The organism is Bradyrhizobium sp. Pha-3, from assembly GCF_042258325.1.
GTDB lineage: Bacteria > Pseudomonadota > Alphaproteobacteria > Rhizobiales > Xanthobacteraceae > Bradyrhizobium > Bradyrhizobium elkanii.
On the sequence record NZ_CP170151.1, the window covers coordinates 5,591,195 to 5,606,610 of the forward strand.

The 15,416-nt window shown below is 65.0% G+C and carries 22 protein-coding genes and 1 tRNA gene; 10 read left to right on the forward strand and 13 right to left on the reverse strand.

All coding sequences use genetic code 11. The annotated features are described in order from the left end of the window. Positions 1 to 23: 23 nt before the first annotated feature. The 3 genes from ACE10X_RS26455 to ACE10X_RS26465 all read right to left on the reverse strand — a co-directional run bounded on the left by ACE10X_RS26455 (position 24) and on the right by ACE10X_RS26465 (position 1,979). Positions 24 to 443, reverse strand: a complete 420-nt coding sequence (locus tag ACE10X_RS26455; RefSeq protein WP_304557795.1) for a hypothetical protein — start codon at positions 441 to 443, stop codon at positions 24 to 26. A gap of 95 nt (positions 444 to 538) precedes the next feature. Continuing rightward, on the reverse strand, positions 539 to 1,012 hold the full coding sequence (locus tag ACE10X_RS26460) for a hypothetical protein (RefSeq protein WP_018272262.1): 474 nt from the start codon (positions 1,010 to 1,012) through the stop codon (positions 539 to 541). 217 nt (positions 1,013 to 1,229) lie between these two features. Then, positions 1,230 to 1,979 carry an urease accessory protein gene (locus ACE10X_RS26465; protein ID WP_038383192.1) on the reverse strand — a complete coding sequence of 250 codons (750 nt, stop codon included), beginning with the start codon at positions 1,977 to 1,979 and terminating at the stop codon, positions 1,230 to 1,232. Between the two features lie 197 nt (positions 1,980 to 2,176). Here ACE10X_RS26465 and ACE10X_RS26470 point away from each other — a divergent pair, with 197 nt between their 5' ends. The 8 genes from ACE10X_RS26470 (at position 2,177) to ACE10X_RS26505 (ending at position 5,673) form a co-directional block, all read left to right on the forward strand. Then, positions 2,177 to 2,617 (forward strand): hypothetical protein, encoded by a 441-nt coding sequence (locus ACE10X_RS26470; RefSeq protein WP_038383193.1) that lies wholly within the window; start codon positions 2,177 to 2,179, stop codon positions 2,615 to 2,617. A 201-nt stretch (positions 2,618 to 2,818) separates the two neighbouring features. Continuing rightward, positions 2,819 to 2,893 (forward strand) — tRNA-Thr (locus ACE10X_RS26475). 1 nt (position 2,894) lies between these two features. Further along, positions 2,895 to 3,257: a hypothetical protein gene (locus tag ACE10X_RS26480; protein ID WP_063709655.1), complete on the forward strand. Its 363-nt coding sequence runs from the start codon at positions 2,895 to 2,897 to the stop codon at positions 3,255 to 3,257. A gap of 214 nt (positions 3,258 to 3,471) precedes the next feature. Continuing rightward, positions 3,472 to 3,729: a hypothetical protein gene (locus tag ACE10X_RS26485; protein ID WP_038383195.1), complete on the forward strand. Its 258-nt coding sequence runs from the start codon at positions 3,472 to 3,474 to the stop codon at positions 3,727 to 3,729. A gap of 14 nt (positions 3,730 to 3,743) precedes the next feature. After that, complete coding sequence (locus tag ACE10X_RS26490) at positions 3,744 to 3,977, forward strand: hypothetical protein (protein WP_157787885.1); 234 nt, start codon at positions 3,744 to 3,746, stop codon at positions 3,975 to 3,977. Positions 3,978 to 4,207: 230 nt separating this feature from the next. After that, on the forward strand, positions 4,208 to 4,396 hold the full coding sequence (locus tag ACE10X_RS26495) for a hypothetical protein (RefSeq protein WP_038383197.1): 189 nt from the start codon (positions 4,208 to 4,210) through the stop codon (positions 4,394 to 4,396). 55 nt (positions 4,397 to 4,451) lie between these two features. Then, positions 4,452 to 4,631: a hypothetical protein gene (locus ACE10X_RS26500; RefSeq protein ID WP_375763050.1), complete on the forward strand. Its 180-nt coding sequence runs from the start codon at positions 4,452 to 4,454 to the stop codon at positions 4,629 to 4,631. Between the two features lie 502 nt (positions 4,632 to 5,133). After that, entirely contained in the window at positions 5,134 to 5,673 is a 540-nt protein-coding gene (locus ACE10X_RS26505) for a hypothetical protein (protein ID WP_038383200.1), read from the forward strand. Positions 5,674 to 5,717: 44 nt separating this feature from the next. Here the strand turns inward: ACE10X_RS26505 and ACE10X_RS26510 are convergent, their stop codons facing one another. The 3 genes from ACE10X_RS26510 to ACE10X_RS26520 form a co-directional block, all read right to left on the reverse strand. Continuing rightward, a complete protein-coding gene (locus tag ACE10X_RS26510; protein ID WP_038383201.1) occupies positions 5,718 to 6,878 on the reverse strand; it encodes a DUF2652 domain-containing protein in 1,161 nt (386 codons plus the stop codon). Between the two features lie 101 nt (positions 6,879 to 6,979). Then, positions 6,980 to 7,828 carry an alpha/beta fold hydrolase gene (locus tag ACE10X_RS26515; protein ID WP_304557793.1) on the reverse strand — a complete coding sequence of 283 codons (849 nt, stop codon included), beginning with the start codon at positions 7,826 to 7,828 and terminating at the stop codon, positions 6,980 to 6,982. Continuing rightward, on the reverse strand, positions 7,825 to 8,193 hold the full coding sequence (locus tag ACE10X_RS26520; RefSeq protein ID WP_050384776.1) for a hypothetical protein: 369 nt from the start codon (positions 8,191 to 8,193) through the stop codon (positions 7,825 to 7,827). Before ACE10X_RS26520 ends, ACE10X_RS26515 begins: the two co-directional genes overlap by 4 nt. Positions 8,194 to 8,714: 521 nt before the next feature. Here ACE10X_RS26520 and ACE10X_RS26525 point away from each other — a divergent pair. Further along, entirely contained in the window at positions 8,715 to 8,966 is a 252-nt protein-coding gene (locus ACE10X_RS26525) for a hypothetical protein (RefSeq protein WP_028342643.1), read from the forward strand. A gap of 66 nt (positions 8,967 to 9,032) precedes the next feature. Here the strand turns inward: ACE10X_RS26525 and ACE10X_RS26530 are convergent, their stop codons facing one another. The 4 genes from ACE10X_RS26530 to ACE10X_RS26545 all read right to left on the reverse strand — a co-directional run bounded on the left by ACE10X_RS26530 (position 9,033) and on the right by ACE10X_RS26545 (position 11,631). After that, the gene (locus tag ACE10X_RS26530; protein WP_038383205.1) at positions 9,033 to 9,272 is read right to left on the reverse strand and encodes a hypothetical protein; all 240 of its coding nucleotides are present in this window, start codon (positions 9,270 to 9,272) and stop codon (positions 9,033 to 9,035) included. 306 nt (positions 9,273 to 9,578) lie between these two features. Then, entirely contained in the window at positions 9,579 to 10,295 is a 717-nt protein-coding gene (locus tag ACE10X_RS26535; protein ID WP_028342645.1) for an outer membrane protein, read from the reverse strand. Positions 10,296 to 10,655: 360 nt separating this feature from the next. Further along, the gene (locus ACE10X_RS26540) at positions 10,656 to 11,081 is read right to left on the reverse strand and encodes a hypothetical protein (RefSeq protein ID WP_038383206.1); all 426 of its coding nucleotides are present in this window, start codon (positions 11,079 to 11,081) and stop codon (positions 10,656 to 10,658) included. Between the two features lie 229 nt (positions 11,082 to 11,310). Next, positions 11,311 to 11,631, reverse strand: coding sequence for a His-rich protein BRANT (locus tag ACE10X_RS26545; protein ID WP_038383214.1), 321 nt, complete (start codon positions 11,629 to 11,631; stop codon positions 11,311 to 11,313). A gap of 275 nt (positions 11,632 to 11,906) precedes the next feature. Between ACE10X_RS26545 and ACE10X_RS26550 the strand changes: the two genes are divergently transcribed. Further along, positions 11,907 to 12,455 carry a lipopolysaccharide assembly protein LapB gene (locus ACE10X_RS26550; protein ID WP_028335359.1) on the forward strand — a complete coding sequence of 183 codons (549 nt, stop codon included), beginning with the start codon at positions 11,907 to 11,909 and terminating at the stop codon, positions 12,453 to 12,455. A gap of 186 nt (positions 12,456 to 12,641) precedes the next feature. On the opposite strand, the gene ACE10X_RS26555 is transcribed toward ACE10X_RS26550, so the two are convergent. The 3 genes from ACE10X_RS26555 to ACE10X_RS26565 all read right to left on the reverse strand — a co-directional run bounded on the left by ACE10X_RS26555 (position 12,642) and on the right by ACE10X_RS26565 (position 15,298). Beyond that, positions 12,642 to 13,553 (reverse strand): NAD(P)-dependent oxidoreductase, encoded by a 912-nt coding sequence (locus ACE10X_RS26555; protein ID WP_038383215.1) that lies wholly within the window; start codon positions 13,551 to 13,553, stop codon positions 12,642 to 12,644. Positions 13,554 to 13,675: 122 nt separating this feature from the next. Then, a complete protein-coding gene (locus ACE10X_RS26560) occupies positions 13,676 to 14,899 on the reverse strand; it encodes an MFS transporter (protein WP_038383207.1) in 1,224 nt (407 codons plus the stop codon). A 120-nt stretch (positions 14,900 to 15,019) separates the two neighbouring features. Then, positions 15,020 to 15,298, reverse strand: coding sequence for a hypothetical protein (locus ACE10X_RS26565; protein ID WP_038383208.1), 279 nt, complete (start codon positions 15,296 to 15,298; stop codon positions 15,020 to 15,022). Positions 15,299 to 15,416: the final 118 nt, after the last annotated feature.

A 15,416-nucleotide genomic window follows, 5' to 3' on the forward strand; every position in this document is an offset into this window, starting at 1 on the left:
GATGTCTTCGATCGATCGCCGGATCAGTAGTAGCGGCGCAGCACCGGATGGCCGTAGCGGCCGTAGCGATAGCCGTAGTGCGAACGATAGCCGTAGTGATGGCGGTAGCCGTAGTGACGGTAGCCATAGCGGCGATAGCCGTAATACGGGCGGCCGTAGCCTTCGCGGTAGTACGGACGCGGTGCCCAATTTCCCGGACCGGTGTAGGTCGGTCCCTGGTTGACGTAATAATACTGCTGCGCCGCGCTGGGATAAGCGGCATCCGGGTCGGGCAGACGTTCGACGGCGCCGTAGCCGTAACCATAACCGTAGCCACCGCAACCACCGCAGCCGTAATTCACGATGGGCGCGGAATAGCCGCAAGGGTTGAAACCGCACGCCATTGCGGGCGCGGTCAGCATGACGGCCACCGCCGCAATCAGTCCTTTGATCATTTGACGCATTACTCTCTCCTGTAGGTCTCTCTGTTCGTCGCGTAGCTCTTGATGGCTATTCAGGACCCCCGTTTCGCGGGGCTCTTGATTTCGGGCAGTCGATTTCAGAATCCTCGGGGTCGCGGTGGCCGCGGGAACGGGCGCGGCAGCGGCCGCGGCCCGTTGAACTCCGGCGCATAGATCACCGGCGGCGGATCGACCGGCACGTTGGACTGTGCCGGCAGCGGAGCCGATTCCGCACCCCACGATTGATGATAGCTCTCGGCCGGCTTGGGCAGGCGGCGGTTGGCCGGCGGCTCGATCTCGAGGCGGCCGTAACCCGGCATGCGGCCGAGGCTCGGATAATAGTGGCCGACATTCGGCTGGGGATCGATCGGGCGGCCGCCATAGACGGTCGGCACCATCGACTCGTTGCGGGCGAGCCCCATCGCGCTTTCGACCACGGCGTAGGACGCGTCGACGCCGTTAATGATGATCGGCACGCCGGGCCGCACCGGCACGACAATGTCGAAGCCGCCGCCGGCCAGCGCCGTCGAGGTCATCGCAGCCAATATCGCCAGCGCAAGACTTGCGCGCATGTTCACCCAGCGTCCCGAATTGTTTCACCCGCAACCTAATCCAACGGCTTGGCGGAAGGGTTAAGGACGCCGGCCAAACTGCCGGTAAGCCTAACGCGTAAGCATCGGCATCCGGTCAATGCGGCCGAGCGGAATCAGAAATCGTTAACGGGCGCCCCGGGAGCATGATCCGGAGTGCGAAGCGGTTTTCATGCTCAAACAAGGAGGCGCCTACCCGTCAGGTGAAGGCGTTCTCGACGATCGAGTGGACGCCGATCGCGATCGTGACCGCGCCGACCGCCATTTGCAGGCCGCGATTGGCCCAGGTCAGCCAGCGCGCCGAGGCTGCGAGCGGCACCGCGATCACGCTGGACAGCACGCCCATGCCGATCATCGAGCCGATGCCGAACAGCGCGACATAGCCGAGCCCGATCACTGGACTTGGGGCCTGCGACACCGTCAGCACCAACAGCGCCGCCGAGCCGGCCATGCCGTGCATCAGGCCGACCAGGAGCGTGCGCCAGCGGAAGCCGTGCGCATGGCTGTGCGCGGCGCGGACGTGCGGCACGGTGGACGCACGCGCCACGGTGGACGCAGGCGCCACGGTGGACGTAACCGCCACGGCTTCACCGGCATGGCTGTGGGCGTGGAAGTGCGTGGTGCCGTCGCCATGCGAATGGGTGTGGAAGTGCACGCGGTCGCGCCACAGCCGCCACCACACATGCGCGCCGAGGCCGACCAGCATGATGCCGACCGCGGTCTCGATCGGCTGTGCGACCGTTTCCGGGATCGCGCGCCCGAGCAGGATCGCGGCGCCGGCAAAGATGAACAAAGTGAGCGTGTGGCCAAGCCCCCAGGTCAGCCCGTGCTTGACGATGTCACCGACATGGGTCCGGCGGGCCGCGATGCTCGATACCGCCGCGATATGATCCGGCTCCAGCGCGTGCTGCATGCCGAGCAGAAAGCCAAGACTCAAGATTCCGAACATCAATCCCCCGCGTCGGCACCGACACCAGTTCGCCCACCGCTGTACACGCAATTCTCGTCCAAGGCAGCATGCTGCGGAACGCATCATGCGCACGGGCCTGCGGAACTTCACACTGGTTTGAACGCAGGGCAAGGCCGCGGCGGAACGAGCGCTGCACAGCGAAATTAGCCGTCCACCACGACGAGAGGAGGCCTTGCATGACACAATTCAGAATCCTCGGCGCAGCAGCCCTGCTCGCCTCGGCACTGGCGAGCCCGGCAATGGCGCAACAGACGATCGGCACCGCCGCGCGCTGCTCGAATGACTGGCCGGACGCCCGATGCCAGGCGGTGGCACCGGGCACCACCCGCACCGCCTATCACCAGCGCATCGATCGGCGGGACCGCGACTGGCAGAGCAGCTACAACCGCTATGACCCCGGCCCGTTCGCGCCTGTCGACGCCGCGGCCCGCGTGGCCGGTGGCGTCGTCGGCGGCGCGGTCGGCACGGCGGCTGCGGTCGCCACCGCCCCGTTTGGCGGCCCGGACTATGCCCGCGCCCCGATCGGCGGGGCCGAATATGCCCGGCAGAACGGCTTTGTCTGCACCCCCGGCACCTGGTTCCGCGGCAGCGACGGCCGCCAGCATCCCTGCCAGTAGCTCAGCTGACAGGCCGTCGGCGCAAAGGGCGGCCTGCGGGCCGCCTTTTTGCTGCCAAGCCGATGCGCGCCGAGTGATGGAATCCGGGCCGCACACGTTCCGGCCTTCGGGCTCTGGCCCTGGGGCCTCGGCGGTTCTGGCCTTGGTTCTGGCTCTGGCGCGCCAAGTCTGCTATGCGAGCGCGCAAATCATTCCCAATTCGCCGGCTTAGCTCAGCGGTAGAGCAGCAGTTTTGTAAACTGAAGGTCGGGGGTTCAATCCCCTCAGCCGGCACCAATTGGCTTGGATTTCCGCCATCCTGGCCGCTGCGACACAGCTTCAGTCTGCCGAGATCGACCGCCGGCCACGGCAGCCCCGCCAGCTCGCAGGCGAATACGGCAGTTCCGCGCATGGGGAAGCGTGCTTCGACGCCGCGGAGCTCTCCGGAGCATGCTTCTTCGATGCCGCCGCCGAAGCAGTCCGCTGCTGCAAATCCCTCGATGATCCCGTGAACGCCGACCGTCCTGCGGCCGATGCTGCCTTCAAACCGAAGTGCCTGGGCATCGCGTCCTCCATCCAGATAAGCGCGGCTTGCGCCGCGCGTCATTCCCGGCTGCGATTCGAACACGTCGTCGCGATTCAATCAAAGCGCTTCGCTTGATTGCCCACAATGTACAGAGCGAGCCGTATTATTCCGGTTGTCGGAAGTGCCGCATCGTCGATCGCGCTCACCGCTAGCCAATGCAACGACCTCCGCGCTTCGCAATGTTTTGCATGAAGCCCTAGCGAGAACGTTGAGTACCCACGCGACGACTACTTGTGATTTTGTTCCCGCTGGCTATTGTTCCCGCACTTTCATCTTTGGGAATTTCAAAATGAAGATTGTTTTCTGCGCCGCGATTGTCTTGTCCACGTTGGCCGTCGCTCCGGCGAGCGCCAGGGAGCGCAATGACAGCCCTCACTCCCAGGCCTGCATGGCCAAGAACGGCTTTACTCTCGATATGTGGCGCGCTCACTCCGCGGGCACCGACGCGCAGGTCCTGAGGTACATCCAGTGTCGGGATCGGGTGTCCGCAGCACAGGCCAAGGCGATCGGCATTCGCGACCATAACTTCAGCGCGGGCTATCGATGAGCCTTGAGGGTTACATGAAAATCGCAGTCGCCCTCGCTTTCTTTGCCATCGGCTGCATCCCGGCAAGCGCCGCAGTCTGGACCTGCTCCGCCCCGGGTCTGATCTCGGGGTCGTATGATGGCGGCGATAGCGCCTACATCCATCTCACCGGCTTCCCGAACGGCAACAACTATCCCGTCGCGAAGAAGGGCAGCCGGGCCACCGGCACGACGAAGAACGGCACCCGCTTCGTCTGCACCCAACGCTAAGGCACATCGGCGGGACGACAGAAACCGCCACACCGATGTGGTGGTGAAGCGGTGAGGCAGTTCGCCCTTTCCGAACCGGCGCTGCACCGCAGGGCCGGTCCGGAAAGCCGCCGCGACACCTCCCTGGCAGGAATCGTGGGATCCTTCCCGTAGGATCACCCATCCCTCGCCTTGCTTCTGTTCTTGCGGCCCTAAACGGGGTATGCAGAATGCGGGGTGGGACTCAGCCAATGACCTATTTGATCCTTGCCCGAGATGGCACCAGCCAAATCGTGCTGAAGCGCGACAGCGAAGACGCGGCCGAGAAGAAGGCACGCGAGCTGAAGGAGATGGGCTGGTTCGAGGTCGAGGTCCGCGAGGACAAGACGGGGCCCGCCGCGTCGGCTTCGCCGGCGGATCGCCCACCGACGCTGCAATGACGCCTTGATGAACCTTTGCCGGGTGGCCCTTACAGATATGTGAGGAGCCGCCACCATGTCCGACACAGCACATTACCGCTTCCAATCCGATCAGGCGCGACGGCTGGCTCGGCAGGTGACCGACGCCGCGGTGCGCGAGAAGCTGCTCGAAATGGCCGAGGAATATGACCGCTACGCCGACCTGATCGAGGCCCGCAGCATCGAGCAGGTACCCGCCGCGGTGGCGGCCCATTAGGCCGAATCCCGCCCCGTTCCTGCCGGCACACCGGTTCGTTCTCTCCTGATGCTCGTCCTTAAGGTGATGCCAAATCAGCTCGACAACGCCCTGAGGATTTGTTCGGAACGTTATGCCCGCTCACGCGATTTTCCTCGCATGAGGGTCCGCGAATCCGACCGCAATTTGCTGCTTCTGGGCACGTTAACGCTGCTCAGCGTGGCTGCGGCCGGCCTCGTCGCCCTGCTCGATCCGGCACCCGCGCCGGCGAACCCCGCGCCTGGCCGGCCGCGAATCAAGCGTCGGCGGCGAATCAGGGACTGGCCCAGCCTCCGGTCCGGATCGTCGGTACCCCGTTCGTGCCGAACACCAATCCCCGTCAGCGCTGACCCGTCCACCACGCGCGGCCTGTCACAATTATGTCACCGCGCCTACCAAACAGGCGTCTTCGTCAACCATCATGATGACGAGCGCTTGATTCCGCGCGGTTGCTTTGCTGGAATCCGCGCGCTCAAGGTGCGCCATGAAGTGGATGAAGGAACGCGATCTCCTGATCGCGCAGACAATGGCCTTCGTACAGTCGGTGAAGGGCAAGCTGCCCGACGCCGAGCCGCCGGCGCCTGCCCCGCAGACGGCGGTGCCGCCTGCCGCAAAGCCGACCGCCGCGCCACCCGCTGCTACGCCTGCACCCGCCGCCGCGTTGCCAACCGCCGCTGAACAGGCCTTGGCCGAGGCGATCGCCACGTTCAGCGTCAAGCCTGCGGCCGAGGTGCGGGCTGCGGTCGTGCCGCCTCCGCTTCCGGTGCCGACCGTGCTCGAGGGCCTGCCCCCCGCTCCGTCGCCCTTGGCGGTGACGGTCGTCGAAGTCCCGCCTCAACCGGCGCAGCCGCCGCAATTTGCCAGGCTCGAAATCAGCGGCGACTTCGGATCCGAGGTGCGGGAGCGGGTTGCCAATTTCCGCGCCCAGCAGCAGCGCTTCCTGAAGGAGCGCGAGGAATACTGCACCACGACCATGGCCAAGGTCCGCGCCGCGATCAACGAGCTGCCGCGCTCGGGCAAGTAAGCGCAGCCCCCCTTTTCGCCGGATCGGTGCGGGTCCGTTGGGCTTCAGCCGCGCTCGCCCGATTTCACAGGTTCGGTCAGAAAGCGTCCGCCGGACCGTGTCAGCGTCGGCTCTTCCACCGCGTCGAGGGCAGGCTGCTCCCCCTCCAGCATGGATCGCAAGCCGGCGATCGCCTTGGTCATGCGTTCGGTGTATTTGGCTGCGGCGCCGTCGACGAACTCTCGATCCTTTGGCTTAGGCTTGGCGACCCGCAGCTCCAGATGCGTCATTCCGTTTGGACCGTCCAGAACGGCGCGAGTCATCACGATCCGCGGCGCGCCCGGAATTGGAAGCGTGATGCCCACCGTAAAATAATCGGTCGGCCGCCAGTCGAGCATCTCCTCAACGACGGTATGGTCGCCGTGCATACAGTGGTTCTTGGTGCCGAGACCGCGCCGTCCCTTGCCGGAATCCTCGACGATGGCGTCGGCGTCCCACCATTTCTGCCATTGCCCGGGCACGGTGAAAAACTCCCACACCGTCTGCCGCGGCGCGGCGATGTCGAATTCCAGCATGGCGTAGGCATCGCCACGCGTCACCTGCATCCGGGTTCGCGCGTCTTCCTGCCGCCACGCCGCCTCGAGATCGCGCGCCCATAGCGTCACGTCGCCGATGACGTCGATGGTTTCGTGATGCGCGATGAGACCCTGCGCGACCGGATCGACGCCCATCGCGCGGATGGCCGCGTCGCTGTAGAGCGCATATGCGCGCCCGCCGATCTTCTCACCAACCGTGTTCTTGAGCAGCCGGTGGACCAGAATGACGTCGCGCCCGGCGAGCTCCTCTCTCCCGCCCATCTTCTGCTTGACCATCTCGCCATGATGAATAACGAACTTGAAATCGAGATCGCCCATCGCGACGCAGGCCTGACACTCGCAAGTCGAGGCCTGGCGCACGTTGCGCAGGCGCCGGCGGAATTTGAAATAGGCGCCCTCGATCGCGTCCTGCAGCAGCGAGCCGTCGATTGCTTCGGCGGTGGTGTAGACGAACGCGGCGTCGCCTTCGAACTTGGCGAGGCGGAATGGCGGGCGCAGCGCTTTCACCACCGTATCCATGAAATCGGCGATGATGTCCTGCGCATGGTCGAGCTCGACCGCCGCGAGGAAGTTGGTATAGCCGGAGATGTCGGCAATCGCGAAATAGGCCGCTTCAGCCTTCGGAAGCATGGGGACCTCCTGCGCAACTGGTTCACGCCCAATCGTGCGGATGCGCAGTCTGTCATACCGCGCCGCCTGAGGTCGAGGACCAAAGCAACCGTAGGCGTGCGCTAGCGGCCGCCGATCTTCTCCAGCACCGGCAGCAGGTGCTTGAGAAACTCGCCCGCATTTTCGCTCATCGGGAAATGGCCGAGGCCTTGCATGATGGTGGCCTCGGCTCCGGCAATGCTGTTCGCGACCGCCAGCGTCTCTTCCGGGGTGCAGGAATAATCGTACTCGCCCGACAGCAGGAACAGCGGGCAACGTCTCGTGTCGATCTCGGCGACGCGGGTGCGAATGTCGCCGTCGACCTTGTAGAAATAGAGGTCGCCCTTGAACACGCCGGGGCCGCCTTGCATGTAGTGCCACAGCGTCTCCCACCGCTCCTTGTCGGGTGCGTCGGGGCCGACGAGGCCCGAGACGATGGCGGCGGCGACCTCGCCGCCATGCACGTCCGGCCGGTGCAGGAAATTCAGGTCGTAATAGGGATCGACATGCGCGCCGGCCTGCAGGCCGATGATGGCGCGGAAACGTTCGGGATACTCGAGCGCGAGATGCAGCGCGATCCGGCCGCCGATCGAGCAGCCGATCACGATCGGCCTGTCGAGCTCCAGCGCGTCCATCACCGCCAGGATCATGGTCGTGTATTGCGCGGAGGTGAGCTGATACTCTTCGTCGTGCCAGCCCTGCGGCGGCGACGACTTGCCGTGCCAGGGCATGTCGAAGGCGATGACGCGGTGGTTGCGCGTGACGCGCGCATCGTTCATCAGGCCGCGATATTGCCGCCCGTCCGCGCCCGCGGTGTGCAGGCAGAGCAGCGGTGTGCCCTCGCCCGCCTCCTCGACATAGACGCGGTGGGCCCGGCCGAACAGCTCCAGATGCATGTAGCGGCCGACGATCGGTTCGAATTTTGCGCTCATGCGGCCACTCCCTCGCGGCGCAGCTTGCCGAGCGCCTCCTTGAAGTAGCGCAGGTTCGCCATGAAGATCTGCAGCTCGCCTTCGGCCTTCAGCACGCGGCGCTTGATCAGCGCCATCAGGTCGTTCGAGCCCGGCGGCGGCCGCTTTTCGCAGAACCGCTCCCACTCCGCCTGCGAGGTGCGCAGCGCGAACGACGACGAGGGCATCACGAACGGGCCCTTCGTCACCGCGACGATCCGGCCCTCATGGATCGCGATCAGCCAGGCGGCCGCGCCGATCTCAAGCAGGAATGTCGTGGTGAGGTAGCGGCCGCGCCGCACCAGGCCAGCGTCGCCGTTGACCCGTTCCTTCAGCGTATCGATCATATCAGCTCCCCCGATCGCGGCCCGTCCGCGCAGGGCGCAGCGGGCGCTTGTTCTGCCGGCAATGATGGGAGGAATGCAGGTGCCGTCAATCGCCAGCGGCGCCGCGCGGCCCCGGCGTTTTCGCGCGGCCGCCACATACGAATTTTTGGCGAGAGCCGGGAGATCCAGGGCCAGGAAAAAGCCGGGATATCTAGAGCCAGGACCAGACCAGCGCCACGTTCGCGGCGCAGGCCGCGAGCAGCGCAACCGCAAGGGCGAGCTGCACGCGTTCGTAAGGAGGCTGGTGGATCGCTCTCATGAACCGGAGCATCCGGCGATTCTAGCCGGAGAGTCCCGGGGATTCTTTTTTCGGGGGTTTACCACCCGTTAAGGACTCAGGGCCCCTCCGCGAAAGGGCCGAAATGACTCATATTTTCAGATGCTTGCCGCGGATGCTCGCTCACGGTTCCGTGACCGGAACGGCGACATTCCCTGAAACCCAAAACGGGTGCTGGCGTTGTCGGTTGTTTGGGGAACGACGAATGCCGTACGCGCTGTTTTATCAGGACGCCAAGCTGAGCAAGGCCTACCCGACCGAGGCGGATGTCTGGACGCTGGCCAGGAAATCAGGCCTGGTGGTGGATGCCGTCTCCGAGGAGGAGAAGTCCGCACCTCGCCCGGTGCTGGATAACGACTACGAGATCCGGCCGTGTCAGCTCGACCCGAACGAGGATCCGGCCAAGAACAAGGCCGATGCCGATCGCGAAGCGCGACTGGAGCCGCGGTTGAACTAACCAGACGTTGGGTTGGCCGGCGCGCAGCGGCGGACCGGGGATGCAACGGGTGCGGTCGCCCCGCCCCTAGGGGGTTGCCGTCGCCAGCGAGGCCTGTTCGGCGGCGAGCGAAACGCAAATCTTCCGCCGATGCAGACCCCGGATCGCGCCGGTCACCTTGAGCACCTTGCCAGCCGAGCAGGACGCGTCCTGCACGAATACGACCTCATAAGGCGCGAGCGCCAAGGGTTCGGATTTGAGGATAGTCTGGGCAAGGCACGGCACGGAGACCGCAGAGATGATCAGCCCTAACGCAAAACCACGCATGTTCGTTTGTCCACCAGCCCGGCGATCGCATAATAGCGCAGCACGATGAAAGTTCCGTGCAATGCAGGAATTATTTTTTGCATTGCACGATCAAGACTGAACATCGGGTGAATGTGGGGTCGTAGCCCGGATGGAGCGGAGCGAAATCCGGGGACTTCGTTCGTCGGATCGACTGTCCCGGATTACGCTGCGCTCCATCCGGGCTACGGGTTCACCGCATGCGTCGTCATTCCGGGGCGAGCGGCTGGCCAACAAAAAAGGCCGACCCGAAGGCCGGCCTTTCGATCTCGATTGACGACAATGCGATCAGTAGCGGGAGCCGACCGGGCCGCCCCAACCGAAGCGGTAGTTGACCCCGAGCTTGACGGTATGCTCGTCGTTCCGGAAGCTCGTGCCGACGAGGTCGGCCGGGCCGCTGGTGAAGTTGGTCTTGCCGAAATTGTAGTACTGGTATTCGGCCTTCGCCGACCAGTTCGGGGCGAACATGTATTCGAGGCCCGCGCCCACCGTATAGCCGTCCTTGTGGCCGCCATCGGTGGTGAAGGACGCCGGCACGCCGCCGACCGACGCGGTGATGTTGTTGTTGTCGCGCCAGGCATAACCGCCCTTGGCGTAGAGCAGCGCCGGACCCCAGGTGTAGCCGAGGCGGCCGGTCACCGAACCGATCTGGTCGGTGTTGCCGGTCACCAGTGTTCCGCCCGGGAGCAGCACGCCATTGTTCGAGGAGCTGGGCAGCCAGGAATACTGCGCCTCGGCGCCCATCACCCAGTTGGGGGCGAACTGATAGTCGAAGCCGCCCTGCACGCCACCCATGAAGCGCGCGTCGCTGCCCATCAGGTTGTTGCCGTCGGTGAACGCGCCGCCGACATGGCCGCCGATATAGAAACCGGTCCAGTTGTAGACGACTGCGGGGGCGGTATAGGGCGGCGGTGCCTTGGTATAGGTGCGGGCCGGCATATCAGCCGCAAACGCCGGGCTCGCGAGAGCGGCCAGCGCGACCGTGCCGAACAAAAACTTCTTCATTTCTGGTCCCCGTTACTAACGCTGCGCTGTTAAGCCAAACAACGTGACCTCAATTAGGTTGCTTTGGGGCAATGCCGGACCCGTGATGTTTCCGAGCTGTGACAGGGTCGCAACAACGCCCCTTTGTTCCTTGGCACAGCGAGATTTTTCACCGGTTAAGCAACCGCATCTCGGCTCTATGTAAGTCGCAGACGGCTAAGTTGAAGTTCAACGCTCCCCGAAAAGTGATCGGAGTTCGCTAACGTTTCGATCAGGCTTGCGACAAGCCGCCGCGCAGAAGCGCGATCAGATCACGCTTCTGCCTCTTGTTCGGGCATGATCTTTTCGGAAAAACCGCTTCACACTTTTCCGGATCATGCCCTAGCGCGACATCTTTTCCAGTTCCGGGAATGCCGCGTAGGACGCGCCGGCGCAGGGCTCGGCGGGGTTGTCGAGGATGCGGTCGAGCCGGCCGTCGACAAACAGGACACCGCGCTCCCGGGCCGGGCGGTAATTGCCGTCGGTATCCTTCGCGCTGTAGCGCAGGCACACGACATAGCGCAGCCGGCCGCCGACCGTGCGCTGCGCCGGCTCGGCGATAACAGCCTCGCGGACCCCGACCGGATTGTTCAGGTAGGTCCGCATGAAGGCGAGGATCTGGTCGCGGTAGCGGTCCGGGAACGGCTGGTTGGCGACGCCCCGATCATCGGTGAAGGTGGTCGGCCCGCCGCCGTCGTCGCTGGTGAGGCAGCCGGCGAGCGGGAGCGAGAGCAGCAGGATGGCTGCCAGTTGTGATGAAATCCGCAACGACGCTGTTCCCTGAGTCCCCGGAGGCGTCTCATAAACTGCCGGGCGGCCGAAGGGAATTCGCAAGTCGGTTATTCCTCGCCCGGGTTCACAACCGGAGCCGGACGCACTCCGGCCCGTCGCCATTGGGGAAGCAATGGACGGACGGGCCGGTTCTGCATCCGAAGTGCGCAGCGGGGCAATGTGGATCGAAACTACGCCCCTCGGATCAGATTCAACTGCGCTTGGGTCAGCCGCGTTTGGCCGGCGCGACGTGCTTGGTCGCGACCTTCGCACGGACGTGCGTGGTCGCATGCTTCGGCGACTTCACCTTCAGCATGCCCATGTGCTTGTGGTGGCGGTGATGGCGATAGTGCTTGTGGTGCATCTTGGCGTTGGCGTTGCGCACCTTCGACGGCAGCTGCTCGCTCTTGATGACGGGGGCAGCCTTGGTCGCTGGGGCGGTCGTGGTCGCCGGCGCGGGCGTTGCGGCCTTGCCGGTCTCGGCGGCGAGCGCGGGCGCTGCGATCACGGACATGGCGAGCAGCGCGGCGGAAATCGTCTTCAGCATGATGGTCCTCCTCGTCGGGATCGAGAGGTTTCCGGCCGGATGGTCGGCCTCACCGATCAATGCACGTGACCTTAGGGACCGCGCACTGAACCGGTTCTGAAGGACCCTGACGGACTTCATTCATGTGAATGACATCTCTGTCATGTTCTCCGCCACTGCCGGATCACGCAATCGTGGGATCGGCCGGGAATGTTCTGCACCCCTGGGTGTTCAAGTCATCAGGCTTCGGTGTAGGATTACCGAGCACGATCAGGAACGATCAGGAGCAACCAGGAATGAGCAGGAAGACGAAGTTTTTGGGCCTCGCAGTGCTCTCGATGACGCTCGCCTCCGGGCCGGTCATCTCGGCCTATGCCGCGGGCAGCGACAATCCCTCGCCGCCGGCTTCCGACAGCGGCAGCAGCAAGGGCAAGAAGGCAAAGAAGGACAAGAGCTCCGCGATCGACGATCAGAAGTTCCTGGCCGGCTATCGCGCCGCCTACACCACGATCTACGACAAGCACGACTACACCGCCGCGATCGAGCAGCTGAAGGCGCTCGGCCAGGATGATCGTGCCGACGTCGCCAACCTGATCGGCTACTCCTATCGCAAGCTCGGCGACTACAAGGTCTCGCAGATCTGGTACGAGCGCGCGCTGAAAGCCGACCCAGCCCATGTGCGCACCTGGCAGTATTACGGCCTCTGGCAGGTCGAACAGGGCAACCGCGATCAGGCGCAATACCACCTGAACCGCATCGCCCAGCTCGCCGGCACCAACAGCGACGAATATCGCTCGCTCGCCGCAGCGCTGGAGAAGCCCCCGGGCACCGGCCTGGTTTACTGAGTTAAGGCAATCGCTTTCGAGCCGGCGTGGTCGCGACGACTGCGCCGGCTTTTTGCTGTGCTATAGGATGGGTAGAGCCAACGGTCCGCGCAAAGCGCGGCCCGACGATAAACTCCGCGAAACCCATCGTCTGTCATCGTGGCACGAAGTCGATGGGTTTCGCTTCGCTCTACCCATCCTACGAATTTACAAATCGCGAGCGAGATCGGCCATTCTCGCAGCATACGCATCGAGCACATCGTCGGCGCTGTAGGCCTGGCGCGCCGCGAAATCATCGCGCAGGCCGAGCCGTGCGGATGTCCTGAGCCGCGCGGCGGTCGCTTCCGTCATGATCGGTTGCAGGCCGATCTCGCGCAGCCCCTCGGCGACGCCATCCATCTCGACGGCGCGGCGCTCGGCGTGCAGCACATCGGTGCGCACGCACATGTCGACGAATTTGCTGTAGCGCGTCGCGTCCATCGGTTCGCAAATGCCACGCAGCGCTTCGCTGCGCACCCCTGCGAGCGAGGCGGCGGTCAGCGCTTCCACGATCAGCGCCTCCATGCCCTTGGTCACCACGCTGCGCAGCATCTTCACCGCCGCCGCCGTGCCGGCCTCTAGGCCGGCGAGCTCGATCGTGAAGCCCAACGGCCCAAACAACTCGGCGAAACGCGCGGCGCCGTCGCCGGAGCAGTACAGCGGCACCGCCGCACCGTAGATGCTGACCGCGCCCATCAGGTTGGCATCGACGAAGCCACCACCGTTTGCCGTCACCGCATCGCCCACCAGCCGCTTGGCCCTCGGCGTGGAGGCGTTGACGTCGACCACCAGCATCCCGGGCCGAACCAGGCCGGCGATAGCCTGCCCGACCGGCACGGCCGTTGCGACCACGACCGCGGAGAACACGATGTCGGCGCGCGCCATCAACGCGGGCAGGCTGTCCACCAGCTCAACGCCGCGGGCGGACGCGATGCTCCGGAACGCTTCCGAATACGGCGGACGATTGGTCTTGCCCTCGCAAAACACCAGCGGCGCGGATTCGTGCCTGCCTGCGAGATGCACCGCGAAGCATTGCGCGGCCTCGCCGAAGCCGACAAAGCCGATACGCCGTTGGGTCATGGCAACCTCTCGCGTCATGCGTGAGCGCGCGCTTGCGATCGCTGTATCGCGCTCGGTGGCAAGAGATTCAAAGGCAAGAAGTGTGCCGGGCACATGCGCCATGGCCGACAAGGCGCTGCGTTTCACGACGTCGCGCCGATCCCGACGACACGCCTTCGGCGACCGAGAATGGCGAGCATCACCAGCGCACCGATCGAGCAGGTGAGCGCCAGCTCGAGCACGGCGTTGCTGCCGAACCGCGTCAGCAGACCGGCCAGGACCGGCGGCGCCACCGCCGAGATCAGGTTGAGCGGCAAGGCGATATGCGACGTCGCCTTGGCGAACGCGCTCTTGTCGTAGAACACCAGCGGAATCGTCGCGCGCGCGACCGCAAGCGCGCCGCTGCCGAGGCCATAGATCAGGATGAAAGCCGCAATCGCCAGATGGCTGCCGTGGCCGACGATCAGGATCAGCATCGCGACCGGCAGCAGCGTGCCGGCGACGAGGCCGGTGGTGATGCCGTCCCAGCGGCCGCCCCCCAAAAAGTCGATCGCGCGTGCCGACACCTGCACGATTCCGAGCGTGGAACCGAACGCGACCGCCTCAGGTGCCGACAGCCCCTGCGCCTTCAACAGTTCGACCAATACCGCACTGAACCCGAAGCTGACGAAGGCGTTGAGCGCGATTGCTGCGACCACCAGAAAGAACGTGCTGCGGGCCGGCGGCGGCGCGGCCGACCGGTCCGGTGGCAATGCTGGTTCGGCCGCGTTGGCCAGACGGCGCGGCAGCCCGAAGCTGTAGAGCGGCAGGCAAACAAGGACCATCGCCGCGGCATAGAGCAAGCAGGTGCTGCGCCAGCCGATGGCGCCGGTGAGGAACGCGGTTGTCGGCCAGAAGATGCTGCTGGAAAGTCCGGTGACCAGCATCAGCGCGCCGATCGCCCCCTTCGCGTTCCGCCCGGCCACCTCGTTCAGCATGATGTAGGCGGCCGTGCTGAGTGCCGCGCTTCCGGCAATACCGAGGACTGCCCAGGCGACGAAATAGAGCGCTGCCTGATGCGCGCAGGCCAGCACGATGAAACCGAGCGCGGCAATCACGCTGCCGATCATCATGACGCGCCGCGCGCCAACGCGCCGGAACGGTTCCGCCAGCAGCGGCCCGCACAGGCCCATCGTCGCGTACAGGGTCGACGTGCCGGCAAACACCATGGGGAGCGAGATGTGGAGATCAGCCGCAATCCGGTTACCGGCAATGGCCGGCAGGCCGAGGGTCCCCCAGCCGAACACTTGCGCCACGGCAAGGACGAGAAGCACTCCGGCGGTCTGCCGATCCATTCCCGGGAATTGGGCCCGGTTCTTCCCCGCCATGAACCTGTCCACCGCGTTTCAGCCAAACACTTTGGCTAACCGATGCGGCATGACGATATCATGACTGATGGCGCCCGAACCGGCCCGGACCCGGTGACGTTCCCAGGATTCGAGGGTGATTTACGGATAATGCTCGAGGCGACGATCGGGCTTTGGCGGGCGGCTCGCCCCCACCGTGTTGCCCGCAGCGCCGACATCCGGCTTTGCCGGACGCGCGGCCTTCTCCACCGGCGGCCCGCTGTCGCCGGTCTTCTTGGCGCTGTTCAGCGCCTGACCGGTGGTGGTCACATTGGCGGCCTGCCCGGCCCCCGCCGAGCCGGCCGAAGGGCCGGAGCTCTGCGCCAACACGGTTCCCGACAGCACCAATGCCGCCATCAGTATTGCCGCGTTGATTGTCATTGAGGGGGCCTTGTGTGCGCGAATGATGCACAGCAACGCGCCGCTGCCACGGACGTTCCCCCGGAGCCATCATTTAAGGTAAATGCGCGGCAAATTTCTGCCCTGGCGCGGCCTTTCG